Here is a 14,971-nt window from a genome sequence, read left to right on the forward strand (position 1 = left end):
CTCTTAAGACAGGGGCCCGCCGGTGATCGTGAACGCGATGAAGAGGATCAACACCGACAGCGCGCCGTAGGTCAGGACGTCGACCGGCTTGCCCCTGATCGCCAGCAACCCGGCCTTCGCTTCGGGCAGCGCCGCCCGGAGCAGGCCGGCGAGCAGCAACGCGCCGCCGATCAGCGCGGCGCCCTGCCGCCAGTGGTACTGGCCGATCCGCAAGGCGGCGACCGCCACCACGAGCATCACCAGCAGAAACGGCAGGTGATGGAGCAGTGCCCCACGGTCACGCCGCTGTCCGGCCACCGCCATCAGTCCTCGTCCTTCGGGGTCTCGCCGGCAAATCGGTTCACGCCGTCAGTATCCCGGGTGAGTGATCCGGCAGCAGGTCAGGGCGTCTTCCGAGGGAGTCAATAGCGGCAAAACCCACATGCGGGGTGCACAGGAGCGCGGATACGGTCAAAATGTGACCGTGGCACAACCGACGACTCAGTTGAACGCGACCGAGCAGGACACCCTGGTCAAACAGATCGGCCTCGCCCTGCTGCGGGCCGCTCCGCGTGATTGGCGGAAGGTGACCGCCGAGTACCGAGCCGTCGGCAGGTACCACGAGATGACCGGCGAGATCATCACCGAGGACGGCACCTCGCACGAGTGGGTCGCGACGCACGACATCGCGACGCTGTTCGGCAGGCTCCGTGCCGGGATGTACCGCGACGGCCGCGGCACCTGGTTCAACGCCCGTTACCAGCTCGACCACCCGTCCAGCTACAACCTCGAGTACAACCGCGACGAGCCGCAGTGGCGCCTCGCGCCGCCTCCGCAGGCGCTCTCCGACGAACTGCGCATGTTCCCCCGCTCCGAGGAGAACGTGCCCGAATGGCTGATCCGGCGTATGTCCGGCCTCGGCCCCGAGCAGCCCGGACCGCATTTCCGCATCGCCCGCATCTTCGACACCATCGGCCCGGCCGGGCGTCCGGTGATCAACCGGCCCGACCTGGAAATCGAGGAGCAGGACAGGCTGCTCGAATACCTCGACCACGCGCCGCTGGTGGTCACCGAACGCGGCTACGACATCGACCGGCTCGCCCAGACGCCCGAGGCCACCGTCCCGGTCGCCTTCCACAGCGACGGGCAGTGGATCTGGCCCGCCGCCGTCAACTTCTACCTGCGCGAGTACGGCGTCTCGCCGGAGCTCGACCTGATCGACCACGTCCGGCAGAACGACTTCACGCTGCCCGAGGTCGACGCCCCGACGCTGCAGGCCGCGGCGGGGTACCTCACCCGGGGGAACCAGCCCCCGCAGCAGCGCCCTGGCCCCGGTGGACCCAACGGCGTGCCCGCGGGACCGCCTCCGCAGGGCCCGCCGCAGAACGGCCCGGCGCCTTCGCCGCAGGCAGGCCCGGGCGCTCCCGCACAGGCCGGTCCCGGTGGTCCGGGGCCGAACCAGCCCCCCGCTCAGCCGCCCGTCCCGCCGCCGCACCAGCAGGGCCCGGATCCGGCCGTGGCGGCCGCCGCGGCCGCGGCACCGGTCGCCGCGGCGGCGGCCGTCCCCGCCGCCGAGTCGGCCGTCCCGGACCAGGCCGAGCAGGCCCAGCGGTACGAAGACGACTACGACACCCGGGACTACCAGGCGCAGGACTTCCACGAGGCCGCCGCCGAGCAGCAGTACGAAGAGGGTTACGAAGACCCGTACACGTCCGAACAGGACGCCTACACCGACGAGGCCCGGCAGGACACCGAGCCCGAGCCGGAACCGCGGGTCGCCGACCCGGAGGCGACCACGTACGCGCGGGCTCCGCAGGCCGACGCCTACGAGCAGCCTCCTCACGAGGAGGAGCAGGACGCGTATGCCCGGCAGGAGGAAGAGCAGCCGTACGCGCCCCCGGAGGAGGAGACGACCACCGGCTATACCCCGGTCGAGCAGGCCGACGCCGGTCCTGAGCTGCCTCTCCTGACGCACGACGCGGAGCCGAACGTGGCACCGCCGCCGTCGGATTCCGAGGTCACGCAGGTCGACGCCCCACCGCAGGAGCGGGGGACCTTTGCTACCACTCCCGCGCCCCAGCCGGAGCCCGAGCCGCGACGCGAGGAAGCGCAGCCGCGCCGCGCCGAGCACCCCGTGCCGGTGCTGAACGAGCTGCAGGCGAGGTTCGACGAGCTCGACGTGCCCGAAGACGTCTACCGCATCGGCGGCCCCGCCGAGCACGGCTGGAGCGTCGAGCAGGTCGACGGCGGCGGCTGGCGCGTCGGCTGGTACGACGGGAAGCTGACCAACCCGGCGGTGTTCGGCGACGCCGAGGACGCGGCCGCGTTCATGCTCGGCAAGGTCCTCCTGAACCCGAACGGCGCCCCGCCTCCCGAGGAGCCGCCCGCCGCCGAAGAGCCGCCTGTCGAGGAGCCCGCTCCGGCGCCTCCCGTGCTGGCGACGCTGTCCCCCGAGATCGCGACCGGTTCGCATCCGGTGCCGCCGCGGGAGTCGATCCCGGCTCAGGAACAGACCGCGTTCACGACGGCCGAGGAGCTGCTCGGGGACGATCTGGACGACGAGCCCGCCCCTGCTCCGGTCCCGCCCGCGCCCCCGTCGCGGCCGAACCCGGTGCTGGCGAGCCCGCCGCCCGCGCCGCCCGCGCCGCCGCGGCGTGAGCCGCCGGTGACGCCGCCGCCTCCGCCGCCGATGCGGCGCGAGGAACCGGCCCGTCCGCCGGTCGCGGCGAACGCCGGGGCTCCCGACGCCAAGCAGAACTGGCCGATCTCGCCGCTCAACGGCGAGCCGCCGCTGACACTGTTCCGCGGCAAGGAACTGCGTGAGCTGCCCGCCGGCAGCGAACTGGACCGTTTCGGCGGCCCGAACGGCAACCTGACCTACGCGGCCGGGACGCCGTTCGAGGAGCGCTCGCTCGTGCCGGAATGGGTGAACCGGCCGTACCACGTGTACCGCGTGCAGCGTCCGCTCGAAGCCCTCGCCGGTGTCGCGATCCCGTGGTTCAACCAGCCGGGTGGCGGGTCGGCGTACCTGCTGCCCGCGTCCATCGAGGAGTTGCTCGCCGAGGGCGACCTCATCGAGCTGGACCCGGGCGAACCGCCGATCGACTAGCCCTCAAATGTCATGAAAGGGTCGTTCCTGACGTTTTTCGTCAGGAACGACCCTTTCATGACATCCAGGGGGTCGGGGTCAGTGGATGACGAGGCCGTGCGCGGCCGCGTAGGCGATCGCGGTCTCGGTGTCCACGTGGACACCGGAGAGGTTCGCCTGCACCAGGCCGTTGGCGTCGAGCCGCGCGCCGCGCAGGTCCGCGCCCTCGAGTTTCGCGCCCGCCAGCCGGGCACCGGTGAGATCCGCGCCGCGCAGATCGGCGCCGGTCAGGTCCGCGTCCAGCAGGTTCGCCTCACGCAGCCGCAGGCCACCCAGGTCCACTTTGGACAAACGAGCCTTGCTGAGCGAGACGAGCGAAAGATCGCATTCGGTGAAGGCGATCTTCTGGAACCGGCAGTCCACAAAGGACGATCCGAGCATCGAGCAGGAGCTCCACCGCGTGCCGGCCAGTACGGTGCGGTCGAAGGTGCACGAGCGGAACGCCGACGCCTCGTGGCGCGAGCCCTCGAAGTCCGTCTTGGTGAAGTCGCACTGGTCGAAGGTGCAGCCTTGGGTACGCAGCCCGCGCAGGTCGGCTTCGGTGAAATCACAGCCGACGAAACTGCGTTTTTCCCACCATTGCCGGGAAAGGACGGCTTCTCGGTAGTCCTCGGCAGTCTCGATCACCCGTCCAGGATCGCATACCCGCTCACTCCCAGGTGATCCTGCCGAACATAGCGCGCAGCTTCGCCGCCCGTGCCTGCGAAGACGCGGCGATCCAGCCGATCCGGCCGAGCAGATGGGCGCGGAAGTCCGGATGCCCGCCCCGGTTCTGCGCTTCCGGGCCGGTCCGGGCGCAGTTGTGGAGCAGGGCACGCAGGGCGTCGTAGTCGGCACGCGTCGCGGCGGGCGCGCTGTTGACCACCAGCCCCGCGACGCGTTGCCGCTGGTGCGCGCCGGCGATCGAGGTCTTGTCGTCCCGGAGCCGGAAACCCTCGTCGGTCACGATCCGCCGGACACCGGGCAGCAACCGGTGCAGTGGCAGGGAATCCCCGGAGAACGTCAGATCGTCGGCGTACCGCGTGTACGTCGCGCCCAGCACCCGCGCGAGCCCGTCGATCCGACGGTCCAGATGGTGCGTGACCGCGTTCGCGACCGAGGGCGAGGACGGCGCGCCCTGCGGCAGATGCGTGGCCGCCAGGTTGCTCAACAGCCGCGTTCGCGCCGGATCCCGGCGTCCGCCGGGCACGGTGGCGAGAACATCGGGTGGAACGGCGGTGGTGAGCACGCCCGCCAGCGCCTCCGCCACGGCGGGCGGGTAGCCGGCGAGGGCGAGCAGCGCAGAGATCCGGCGCGCGGACACGGCGGGGAAGAACCCTTCGAGGTCCATCCTGACCACGGTCTCCCGGCCCGCGTGCGGCGCGGCGCACGACAGCGGTGAACGCCCGCGCCGGAATCCGTGCGCGGCCTCGTGCACCGGCAGCGCGTCGACGACGTGCCGCACGATCCGGCGCTGCAGTTCGGCGAGCCGCGGTTTCGGCCGCTCGATGAGCCGCACACCGCCCGAAGCGGTTGGGATCCAGCGATAGGTGTAGTGCCGGACCGGCTCGGCGGCGCGCCTGTTCCAGCCCTTCGCGTCGGCGAACCACGAAAGTTCGCCCGGTGTCAGGTCGAGGCCGGCGGCGCACTCGTCGAACGTCGTCCAGCGGGCCACCTGGAATCGCCAGATCGGCAGGGGTTCGAGGAGCGACGCGGGGGTGACTCTTTCTCCTGTCATCCGCGCGGACTCGCACGCGGAGCATGCCGCGCTCGCGCGGGGCGCCTTGTCTCGCTGACTTCGTACTCCCCGGGGTTGCCCCGGAGTGGGTGGTGATCCACCGGCTCACCTCCGCGTCGCTGCCACCACCCTACCGATTTCAGCGACTGGGGATGATCTTCGAGCTCGCCACGTAGTTCATGGCCTCGATGAACTTCGGATCGTTCATCCGTCGCTCCATCTCCGGATAGTCGAGATCGACCAGCCGGGTCTGGATCCACCACAGGTTGCCGAACGGGTCGAGAACCCGCCCGACACGGTCGCCGAAGAAGAGTTCGGTCTGCTTCGTGACTTCCTTGGCCCCCGCCTCGATCGCCCGGCGCTGCGTCTCGATGCTGTCCTCGACGTAGAGCCTCAGATAAGCCGGAGTGTCGACCCAGTCGTCCTGCGCGTCGAACAACATGACGACCGAGTCGCCGATCCGGACCTCCGCGTGCCCGATCTTCCCGCCCTCGACGTACACCGGTTCACCGATCGGCTCGGCATCGAAGACGCGCTTGAGGAAGTCGATCACACCCGTGGTGTCACGCGAGATGATCCACGGGGTGACCGAGTGGTAGCCGGCGGGAATCGGGTTGCTCATCAGAGTTCTCCTCAGTCGTCGTAAGCGATGGGAAGAACACTAGAACCCGTATAGGACAGATCGTGTCCTAATGCGTCTTCAGCAGGAAAGGCGGCTGCGATTCCTGCCACTCCGGCATGTCCAGCGAGTTGAGCACCTCGACGATCCGCTTCTCTTCGTAGCGGAAATGCGTCTCCATGATCGCCGTGAGGCCGTCCAGTTCCCGTTGGACGTCGAGGATCTCGTCCTGACTCGACCCCGGGCCGACACCGGCGACCAGCTCTTCGAGCCGTTCGATGATCCCGGTCATCACCCCGTGGTCGTGCGCGAGCTCTTCGAGCGAAGGCCGCAATTCGGGGAATTTGTCCGCCAGCACAAGGAAAGCGCCGCCGTCCTCGCCGGTGTGATGCCTCGTGAGCGCCGAGCAGAAGGTGAGGCAATGCGCACGGAGATCGCGCAGCCGCTCGGCACGCCCCTCCGCGACCGACCCGAGGTCGTCGTGCAGCAGGGCCAGCTCTTTACGCAGCCAGTTGTGAACCTGAACGAGTTGATTTCCGAACGCCGTCAACCGGCCGTTCGTCCGAGAAGGGGTTTCCATGATTTCCCATGGTCCGGCGCCTCCATGCCCGCGACGGTCTCTTTGCCGGGTGCACTGCGACGCTGGCGCAACTCCAGCACACCCCCCGAGTGATCGTCAAGAGGGTTCAGTGGAAGTCACGGGACTTGGCGGTGATCCGCAACGGCAGATGCCGGATCTGTTCGGCGAGGACGTTCACCACCTCACCGGTGCGCTCGACCACGCCTCGGATCAGCAGCGCGGGACTGCCGCGGGCGACCCGGTGATAGCGCTGCCACACACCCATCGTGCAGATGACGTTGATCATCCCCGTTTCGTCTTCGAGGTTCATGAAGGTGACGCCGCCCGCGGTCGCCGGCCGCTGGCGATGGGTCACGGCGCCCCCGGTCAGCACCTCGGCGCCGTGCGGGATCTCGCGCAGGCCCGCCGCGGTGACGACGCCGAGTTCGTCGAGGTGTTCCCGGATGAACTGCGTCGGGAAGCTGTCCGGTGACACCCCGGTGGCCCAGACGTCCGCGGCCGCGATGTCGATTTCGTCCATCCCCGGCAACATCGGCGCTTTGGCCCCGGTGATCAGCCCCGGCAACTTCTCCAGGCTTTCGTCGGCGACCGCGCCCGCCGCCCAGAGCGCGCTCCGCCTGCTCTCGCCGAAACAACCGAACGCTCCGGCCGCGGCCAGCGCCTCGACCTGTGGTTTGGTCAGCCGCACCCGCCGGGCGACCTCCGCCAGATCCGCGAACGGGCCGTCCCGTTCCCGCTCCTCGACGATCTTCCGCGCCAGGTTCTCGCCGATCATCCGCACGGTGGACAGGCCGCCGCGCACGGCGAGCAGTTCTCCCCCGTCCGGCAAGGGTTCCAGCGTCGCGTGCGGGAGGCTCGCGTTGATGTCCGGGCCGAGCACGCGCACTCCGTGCCGCCGCGCGTCGGCGACCAGCGACTGCGGCGAGTAGAACCCCATCGGTTGCGCGCGCAGCAAACCCGCCAGGAACGCGTCCGGGTGGTAGTACTTGAAGTACGAACTCGCGAACACCAGCAGGGCGAAACTCAGCGCGTGGCTCTCCGGGAAGCCGAAATTCGCGAAAGCTTTGAGCTTGCCGAAGATCTTCTCTGCCAGCTCCCCGTCGACGTCGTTCCTCGCGGCACCTTCGAGAAAACGTCGTTTGAGCCTTTCCATCCGGTGTTCGGAACGTTTGGCACCCATGGCGTGGCGCAGCTGATCCGCCTCCGCCGGGGTGAAATCGGCGATATCAAGGGCGATCTGCATCATCTGTTCCTGGAACAACGGGACGCCGAGCGTCTTCCCCAGCGCGTTGGCCAGTTTCGGATGGTCGAAATCCCATTTCTCCTGGCCGTTCTTGCGCCGGATGTAGGGATGCACCGAACCACCCTGGATCGGGCCGGGCCGGATGAGCGCGACCTCGACCGCCAGATCGTAGAATTTCTTGGGGCGCAAGCGGGGCAGCGTGGCCAGCTGTGCGCGGCTCTCCACCTGGAAGACGCCGATCGCGTCGGCACGGCAGAGCATTTCGTAGATGTTCTGATCCTTGAGATCCAATTCGGAGATGTCGACCTCTTCCCCTTTGTGGTCACGAACCAGATCGATCATATAGTGCAGGGCCGACAACATTCCGAGCCCGAGCAGGTCGAATTTGACCAGTCCGGCGGCGGCGCAGTCGTCCTTCTCCCATTGCACGACACTGCGATTCTCCATACGGGCCCATTCGATCGGGACCACCTCGCTCACCGGCTGTTCGCAGATCACCATGCCGCCGGAATGGATGCCCAGATGCCGGGGGAAGTCTTCGAGCGCGCAGGCCAGCTCCACGACCTCCTCCGGGATGTCGTGATCGTGGTCCTTCTCCGTCGCCCGCAACGCACCCCAGCGGTCGATCTGCTTGCTCCACGCGTCCTGCTGGCCGGGCGAGTACCCCAGCGCCCGCGCCGCGTCCCGGACCGCGGATCGCGCCCGGTAGGTGATCACGTTCGCCACCTGCGCGGTGTTCAGCCGCCCGTATTTCCGATAGACGTACTGGATCGCCTCCTCGCGGCGATCGGATTCGATGTCGAGGTCGATGTCCGGGTAGCCGTCGCGTTCCGGGGCGAGGAACCGTTCGAAGAGCAGGCCGTAGCGCACGGCGTCGACCTTGGTGATGCCGAGCGCGTAACAGACCGCCGAGTTCGCGGCCGAACCCCGGCCCTGGCAGAGGATGTCGCTCTCCCGGCAGAACCGCACGATGTCCCAGACGATCAGGAAGTAGCCGGGGAAACCCAGTTCTTCGATGATGTCCAGTTCGTGGTCGATCAGCTTCCGGGCCTTCTCGCGGTACTCGGCGTCTTTGTTCTTCTCGTGCTCCTTCGCGCCCTTGTAGGTGAGCTCCCTGAGGTAGGACGCTTCGGTGTGCCCCTCCGGCACCTCGAACGGCGGCAGCTTCGGTTCGATGTGGTGGAGTTCGAACGCGCACTCCCGGCCGAGCAGCGCCGCCCGCTGCACCGCGCCCGGATACCGCGCGAAGATTTCGGCCATCTCCTCCCCCGACCGCAGGAACGCCGTCCCGGCGGCGGGCAGCCAGCCTTCCATGTCCTCCAGGCCCCGCCGGGCGCGAATGGCACTGAGTGCGTCGGCGAGCGGTGCCCGCTCCGGCCGGGCGTAATGCGCGGCCGTGGTCGCCACCGTCGGCAGGCCGAACTCGTCGGCCATCTCGCTCAGCAGGTCGTTGTGCGTGCTGTCCAAGGGAAGACTGTGGTCGATGAGTTCGACATAGACATTTTCCCGGCCGAAGCAGTCGATGAGTTCCTTCAACCGCACCACGGCCGCGGCAGGGCCATCGGTGACGAGCGCCTTGCGCACCGCGCCCTTGCGGCAACCGGTGAGCACGACGCACTTCCCGCGCACCTCTTCGGCGACCGCGCGCAGGTCGTAGACCGGCCTGCCCTTCTCCGCCCTTTCCTTGGGGGACAACGACCGCCGGTCGAAGCCGTGCAGCTGGCCGGCGGTGATCGCCCGGTTCAGGCTCAGATAGCCGTCCTTCTGCTTGGCCAGCAGGAGCAGATGCTCGCCCTCGGGATCGGCGAACCCGTTCTGCGGGCCGGACAGCCCGAAACTGAGCTCCGTGCCGAAAACGGTGTGCACGCCCAGTTCCCTCGCCGCTTCGGCGAAGCGCACCACGCCGTACATGCCGTCGTGATCGGTGAGCGCGATCGCGTCCAGGCCCAGCCGCGCGGCTTCCTCCACCAGTTCCTCGGGATGGCTCGCGCCGTCGAGGAAGCTGAAGTTCGAATGGCAGTGCAGTTCGGCGTACGGCACCCGGCGCGCGGTGGCGCCGTCGTCGTCACCGATCAGCCCGGTCAGATCCGCGGGCCGCTGGTATCCCTGCCGCTTCGCACTCCACGCGGGGCTGTCACCGCCGTCGCCGGGCGGTACCTCACCCGCGAGTTCGCGGGCGAGGTCCTTCCACGGCCGCGGAGGATTGTTCCAGCCCATCGGTCACCGGTTCTCGGTCGAGCTTCTCGGCGCGGGGACGAACACTTCCGCGCGCGGGACGCACGCCGCCCAGGCCGAATCCAGCTCGGCACGTTGCACCGGGATGGCCGGCTCCTCCAGCCATCGCCGCACCAGCCGCGTGTACTCCTCGTCCATGTTCAGTCGTACTTCCCTTCCAGTGTCCACATCGGATTCTTGTGGTGCTCGAAGCGGAGCAGCACCGCTTCCTCCGCGTCCTGCCCGTCGGCCAGCAACACCTGCAACCGCATCCGCGTCCCCGACCGGGCATGGCCCGCGCCGGCCCGGACACCGACGAACCACGGCCCCGCCCAAGCGAGAACCTCGCGCGGCTCACCGCCCTCGAAGCTCACGAGGTACGGCGCGGCGGTGACCCGGCGCCGCGCGGTGATCTCCACGACGCGCCCGTTCTCGTCCAGCACCTGGGCGAGCACCGGCCGGGCGAACACCGTCGCCGGGGAGGGCGACGGAAGCCTCCCGGCCCAGTTCGCGTCCGCTTGCGCCGTCTTCTCCCGTCTGTCGCCCCACGGCACCAGCCGGACCCGCTCGGCGGGGCCGTGGCCGCCGTCGAGCACCGCGGTGAAGACGCTCTCCGGGCCGAGCAACCCCTGCACCCGCACCAGGGCACGACCGGCGCGCTCGCCGGACAGGTCCTCGTCCTCGGTGGACGGCCGCAGGACACCCGCCGCACCCGCCTGCCACAACCCGAGCTGCAGCGACCGGCCTTCGACCGTCTCCTCCGGCTCCAGCCGAAGCCGGACGACCCCGGAACTGGGGCGATCTTTGGCTTTCAGCCAGCCTTCGAACTGCCAGCGCACCCTGTCCGCGACGCCGAGCGGTGTCAGCGGTTCGGCGCAACGCCACACCCGGCCGAGCTGTTCGCCGGTCTCGGTGGTGGCGTAGATGCCGAGCCGGGTGCAGGCCAGCCCGTACGCGGCGAGCCCGGCATGGAAGCGTTCGCCGAGCCCTTTCGCCACGAACGCGGCGGCGTCGACCCGGTCGATCGGCGGGTCGAACGCCTTCGCGAGCGAGAGTTCCGGTGGCGGACGGCGGCGCGACGGCGGACGTTCGGACCGTCCTCGTGCCAGCCGATGCGCGAGCACCCCCTCCATTCCGAACCGCGCGGAGACGTCACTTTCACCGAGCGCCGCGAAAGCGCCCAGTGTCTGCAGGCCGAGCTGCTTGAGCAAGGTGACCAGCTCGGCGCGGCCCGCCTCGGGCTGATCGAGTTCGCGGATGGGCAGCGGGGCAAGGAATTCCGCCGTCCCACCGGGTTCGACCAGCGCCGACCGGCGGGCGGCGAGCGTCGCGGCGAACAGGCCGTCGGCCACGCCGACCTGGCTCTCCACTCCCGCCGCCACCGACACCTCGTCCACCAGTCTTTCGAGGAGGCCGTGCTCACCGCCGAAGTAACCGGCCGCGCCGTCGACCGGGACGGCGACGATCCCCGGGCGCACCACCTCGACCCCGACGGCCAGCTCTTCCACCGCCCGTGCGACGGATTCGAAGAGCCGGGCGTCGCGACCTTCGTCCTCCCCGAAGACCGCCAGCTCCGGACAGCAGGACTGGGCCTCGCGCCGCCGCATCCCGCGGCGGACGCCGTAGCCCCTGGCCACCGCGGTGCAGGCGACCACGCGGTTCGCCGAGAAGACCGCGGCCGGGCGGCCGACGGGTTCGCCCGCGACGGCCGCGGCGGCGACCGCGGGCCAGTCCGGGCACCACAGGACGAGCATGCGCACCGGCGGGTTCATGCCGTCCCCCACTTGGTCGTGGGGAACTCGGCCCGCTCGACCTCGCCCTCGCCGGGAAAGCGCAGCAAGGCCGACATCGGCCGGGCGGCCGCACCCCGGCCGCCTGCCCGCACTTCCACCTCACGGGCGCGCAGATAACCCGCGCCGCCGCCGGTGAAACCCGTCCAGCGCGAACGACGACAACTCAGCTCGACCTCCGCGCCGGGCCAGGAACCCAGCGAAAGCAGCACCGAACCACGGTTGCGCGCGCGGGCGGACAGCCTTCTCGCCACGTCGGGCCGGGCGAGCCCCGGACCGACGACCACGAGATCGAAACCGTCCAGCAAGGCCGCGGTCACCGCCGGGAACTCGGCACCGGGACGGGGGACCAGCGCCAGCCTGCCCACCTCGACCCCGAGTTCCGCGGCGGCGACCACCCCGAGCGCGGGCAGGCCGACCGCGACCGCCCACGCACCGCCGGCGGTCGCGGCGGCCAGCAGGGTGAGCATCAGTGACGTGGACCCCAGCACCGAAACGGTGCTCCCGCGCCGGAGCCCCGCGGCGGGCAGCAGACCGGACAACGCCGGGGACACCGGGAGCACCCTTCCCGTCGTCCTCGCGTGTTCGGCCACGGAAGCCACGCCACTGGCCGTGCTCACTCCTGGCAAAGCCGCCAGCCTCGCCAACGGCAAGGCCCGCGCCTCGACCACCTCCGCTGTCACCGGACCTCGCCTCCCCACGACACCTAGACCGTCCTTTGTGGACGGCACCGGCGTGCCACGGGGAAGGCGGCACTTCGAACGCTTGTTCGATACCTCCAGTAGACCGGGTGGCGCAGCGGTTGTCAAGCGAGCCGGAACGATCACCGGACCTGTCACGTCCGAGACCGGGGGTCTTCCCGTCAGGAAAGGAAAACCGCAGTGGACGACGCTTGGCCCGAGACGGTGAACGGCTGGGAACTCGCCAGGGAAGGCCATATCGAGAACTACCGCAAACGCCTGGCCAACCGGGTCACGGTCACCGCGATGTGGGAGAACGGGACCGGGCGGGGCCGGGTGGACGCCCGCACCGAGCCGCTGGGCGGCGGCCGGACGCTGACCAGCAGCCGCAAGGATTTCCGGGACAAGGACGCGTTCTGGACCGCCGCGACCTGCGTACTGGAGATGGCCGCGAACCTGCCGTCGCTGGACTGGCACACGAGCCCGGCGCCCACGGCGCTGGCCGGGACCGTGGCGGGCATGGTCGAGGCGGAGCCCGGCACCAGCGGCCACCCGGAGGCCGAACTGACGTTCACGTTGACCGAAGGGCACACCGTGACGCTGGTCATGACCGACGAACAGGCTTTCGACCTGAGCAACAGCATCTCGCGGCTCGATCACCACGTCTGGTCCGAGGAACGGGAAGACGAAGAAGAGGATGAAGACGACTACGACCTCGATGAGGTCGAACCCGTTGTCGTCGAAGAAGTGCCTGACGTCAGCGAAGTCCGGTCCGGTCCGGACAGCGGGCACGACCTGGTCACGGTTCTGGAGGAACGGTTCGGCGTCACCGAGGACAACCTGCTGGCGCACGTCGACTGGTCCGCGCTCATCGTGGTGGGTGAACCGGCGGTGAGTTCCCTCATCGAACAGGGTGGCGAGCTGACCGACGCGGTCGCGCCGCGGTGGTATCCGGTCGTGGCGGACCGGCCCGGTGAGCGCTGGGTCGTCCTGAAGCGCACCGGCCTGCGCTACCAGGGGGAATGAACGGCGGTTTCTGTCATTCTGGACGCCATGCCCTCGCCAGCCTTGCGCCGCGCCCTGACCGATCCCGGTGAGCCACCGCTTCGCCCGTTGCCGGACGAGGTGAGCGGACTGCTGGAAGAGCTGGCCGCGCCCCCGCAGCTGGCCGCGCATCTGCGCGCGGTTCACGACGTGACGTGTGCACTGGCCGACTGGTTGGAGAAGCAACACCCGGAAGTGGTCTTCGACCGCGAAGCGACCCTCTTCGGCGCGGCCGTCCACGACATCGGCAAGACGATCCACCGTGAAGAGTTGTCCGGGCCCGGCTCCGCTCACGAGCAGGCCGGTTACGAACTCCTTGTCTCCCGGGGGATCGCCGAGAACCGCGCGCGTTTCGCGCGGACACACGCCGCTTGGAGGGCGGACGTCGGTCTCGAAGATCTCCTCGTGAGCGTCGCGGACAAGGTGTGGAAAGCGAAGCGGGTCACCGATCTCGAACAGGCCCTCGTCGACCGTCTCGCCGTCGCGACCGGACAGCGGCCGTGGGAGATCTTCTTGGGGCTGGACGACGTCCTCGACCGGATCGCGGCCGACGCCGACGGGCGGCTGGCATTCCAAGCCTGCCATCCCGTCGGCGACCGGCCTCAGACGGCACGGGGAAGCGGATCCGGGTGATACCGCCGGAAAGCGGGTGCGGCGGTACCCGGCTCACCGTGCAGCCAGTCGTAGAGGAAGCGGAACTCCGGGCCGAACCGGTTCGCCTCGGCGTTCAAGCGTTCCGGTGACGTCGAGGGCCAGCGACCGGTTTCGACGCGGTCCCGCAGCACGCGCAACGCCGTCAGTTCTTCCGCGGCGGTGTGCTGGCAGTGCCCGCCCCGGTTCACGAACAGCTGCCGGATCCGGCCGGGATCGACGCGGTCGCCGTAGGTCCGCTCGTGTTCGGGGGCGACGCCGTCGCCGATCGGATGCAGCGTGACGACGGGCTGACGACCGCGCCCGGCCTGGGTCCCGACGCGGCCGAGCCATCGTTCGGCGGCTTTGTCGGCCTCGACCCGTGGCGCGGTCGCGAGCCGTGCCAAGTCGGCGTCGAGGTCCAGACCCGCGTCCCGGTAGGCCTGGTCCACGAGGCCGCGTTCACTGGACCGGGCGAGCAGGCCGCGGTAATCCACACCGGTGTTCCCGGTCGGATTCCCGCCGGCCTGCGTCTCCAGATCGGCCCGATGCGCACCCCAGGCCAGCTGGTCGTAGACCGCTTGGACGAACTTCGTCTGCTGACGGATCTGCTCGGCGACATCGGTGGAACGGGGGTGATGCGCCGTCGACCAGCCAGGGACGTCGGCGAACGCGTTGGCGAGAGCGAGCCGCGCCCGTCCATCGGGTGATTCCAGCGCCTTCGCGATCACCTGATGGGCTTTCGCGAGATTCGCCCCAGGGTCGGTGACGCGGACGACCTCCAGCTCGGGCGCCAGCAACGTCCGGACCGTGAACCCCAGATCGAGCGCCTGGCCGAACAACGCCGCACCGCCCGCGACGGGACCGCACATCGCCAGCGCGCCGTCGATCCGGTGCGGGAGCCGCTCGGACAGCAGGATCGCGTTGAGCCCGCCGCCGGAAGCTCCCCAGGTGAGCACCTGCTCCGGGCGGCCGACGTTGCGGTCGAACCAGGACAGCAGCGCCGTCTGATCGTGAACGGCTTCACGGGCCGAGAAACCGTTCGGCTTGCTGTAGAGCGACGCGGCCAACGCGTATCCCTCGCCGAGGAGGACGGGTTTCGCCTCCGCCCGGTTGGCGAGTTCGATCTCCTCGGGAACGTAGCCCGGCGGATAGATCCCGTGGTTGTACAGCAACAACTTGCCGTTCCAGTTCGACGGCACCTCGACCCGGTACCGGGCACCGTCGATCGTTCCGGTGTGCACGTGGACGTCGTCCGTGCCGATGGCGGGCGCACCGGTGACGATCAGCGCGGCGGCCAGGATTCCTGTCAGTGTCATGGCGGAAA

General features: G+C 69.6%; 13 protein-coding genes. 3 read left to right on the plus strand and 10 right to left on the minus strand.

The window, feature by feature from the left end:
- Positions 1–3: 3 nt before the first annotated feature.
- A complete protein-coding gene (locus ED92_RS02040) occupies positions 4–303 on the minus strand; it encodes a DUF3017 domain-containing protein (protein WP_007032100.1) in 300 nt (99 codons plus the stop codon).
- Between the two features lie 118 nt (positions 304–421).
- On the opposite strand from ED92_RS02040, the gene ED92_RS02045 reads away from it, so the two are divergent.
- Positions 422–3,088: a glycohydrolase toxin TNT-related protein gene (locus tag ED92_RS02045; protein ID WP_369797371.1), complete on the plus strand. Its 2,667-nt coding sequence runs from the start codon at positions 422–424 to the stop codon at positions 3,086–3,088.
- A 78-nt stretch (positions 3,089–3,166) separates the two neighbouring features.
- Here the strand turns inward: ED92_RS02045 and ED92_RS02050 are convergent, their stop codons facing one another.
- The 8 genes from ED92_RS02050 to ED92_RS02080 form a co-directional block, all read right to left on the minus strand.
- Positions 3,167–3,754 carry a pentapeptide repeat-containing protein gene (locus ED92_RS02050; protein WP_037332493.1) on the minus strand — a complete coding sequence of 196 codons (588 nt, stop codon included), beginning with the start codon at positions 3,752–3,754 and terminating at the stop codon, positions 3,167–3,169.
- Between the two features lie 22 nt (positions 3,755–3,776).
- Positions 3,777–4,844, minus strand: a complete 1,068-nt coding sequence (locus ED92_RS02055; protein ID WP_052120210.1) for a reverse transcriptase family protein — start codon at positions 4,842–4,844, stop codon at positions 3,777–3,779.
- A gap of 139 nt (positions 4,845–4,983) precedes the next feature.
- Complete coding sequence (locus ED92_RS02060; RefSeq protein WP_037332494.1) at positions 4,984–5,466, minus strand: VOC family protein; 483 nt, start codon at positions 5,464–5,466, stop codon at positions 4,984–4,986.
- Positions 5,467–5,533: 67 nt separating this feature from the next.
- The gene (locus tag ED92_RS02065) at positions 5,534–6,043 is read right to left on the minus strand and encodes a hemerythrin domain-containing protein (RefSeq protein WP_037332496.1); all 510 of its coding nucleotides are present in this window, start codon (positions 6,041–6,043) and stop codon (positions 5,534–5,536) included.
- A gap of 106 nt (positions 6,044–6,149) precedes the next feature.
- Complete coding sequence (locus ED92_RS02070; protein WP_037332498.1) at positions 6,150–9,503, minus strand: error-prone DNA polymerase; 3,354 nt, start codon at positions 9,501–9,503, stop codon at positions 6,150–6,152.
- A 3-nt stretch (positions 9,504–9,506) separates the two neighbouring features.
- On the minus strand, positions 9,507–9,659 hold the full coding sequence (locus tag ED92_RS42945) for a hypothetical protein (RefSeq protein ID WP_162836879.1): 153 nt from the start codon (positions 9,657–9,659) through the stop codon (positions 9,507–9,509).
- Positions 9,660–9,661: 2 nt separating this feature from the next.
- Positions 9,662–11,272 carry a DNA polymerase Y family protein gene (locus ED92_RS02075; protein WP_235213176.1) on the minus strand — a complete coding sequence of 537 codons (1,611 nt, stop codon included), beginning with the start codon at positions 11,270–11,272 and terminating at the stop codon, positions 9,662–9,664.
- Entirely contained in the window at positions 11,269–11,943 is a 675-nt protein-coding gene (locus ED92_RS02080; protein WP_037335861.1) for a hypothetical protein, read from the minus strand. The genes ED92_RS02075 and ED92_RS02080 overlap by 4 nt, the downstream gene beginning before the upstream one ends.
- A 228-nt stretch (positions 11,944–12,171) precedes the next feature.
- Between ED92_RS02080 and ED92_RS02085 the strand changes: the two genes are divergently transcribed.
- Entirely contained in the window at positions 12,172–12,996 is an 825-nt protein-coding gene (locus ED92_RS02085) for a hypothetical protein (RefSeq protein ID WP_037332500.1), read from the plus strand.
- 27 nt (positions 12,997–13,023) lie between these two features.
- Complete coding sequence (locus tag ED92_RS02090; protein WP_037332502.1) at positions 13,024–13,647, plus strand: HD domain-containing protein; 624 nt, start codon at positions 13,024–13,026, stop codon at positions 13,645–13,647.
- On the opposite strand, the gene ED92_RS02095 is transcribed toward ED92_RS02090, so the two are convergent.
- Complete coding sequence (locus ED92_RS02095) at positions 13,617–14,963, minus strand: hypothetical protein (RefSeq protein ID WP_037332503.1); 1,347 nt, start codon at positions 14,961–14,963, stop codon at positions 13,617–13,619. The genes ED92_RS02090 and ED92_RS02095 overlap by 31 nt on opposite strands.
- Positions 14,964–14,971 lie beyond the last annotated feature (8 nt).

It is taken from the genome of Amycolatopsis sp. MJM2582 (genome assembly GCF_000754115.1).
Classification (GTDB): Bacteria; Actinomycetota; Actinomycetes; order Mycobacteriales; family Pseudonocardiaceae; genus Amycolatopsis; species Amycolatopsis japonica.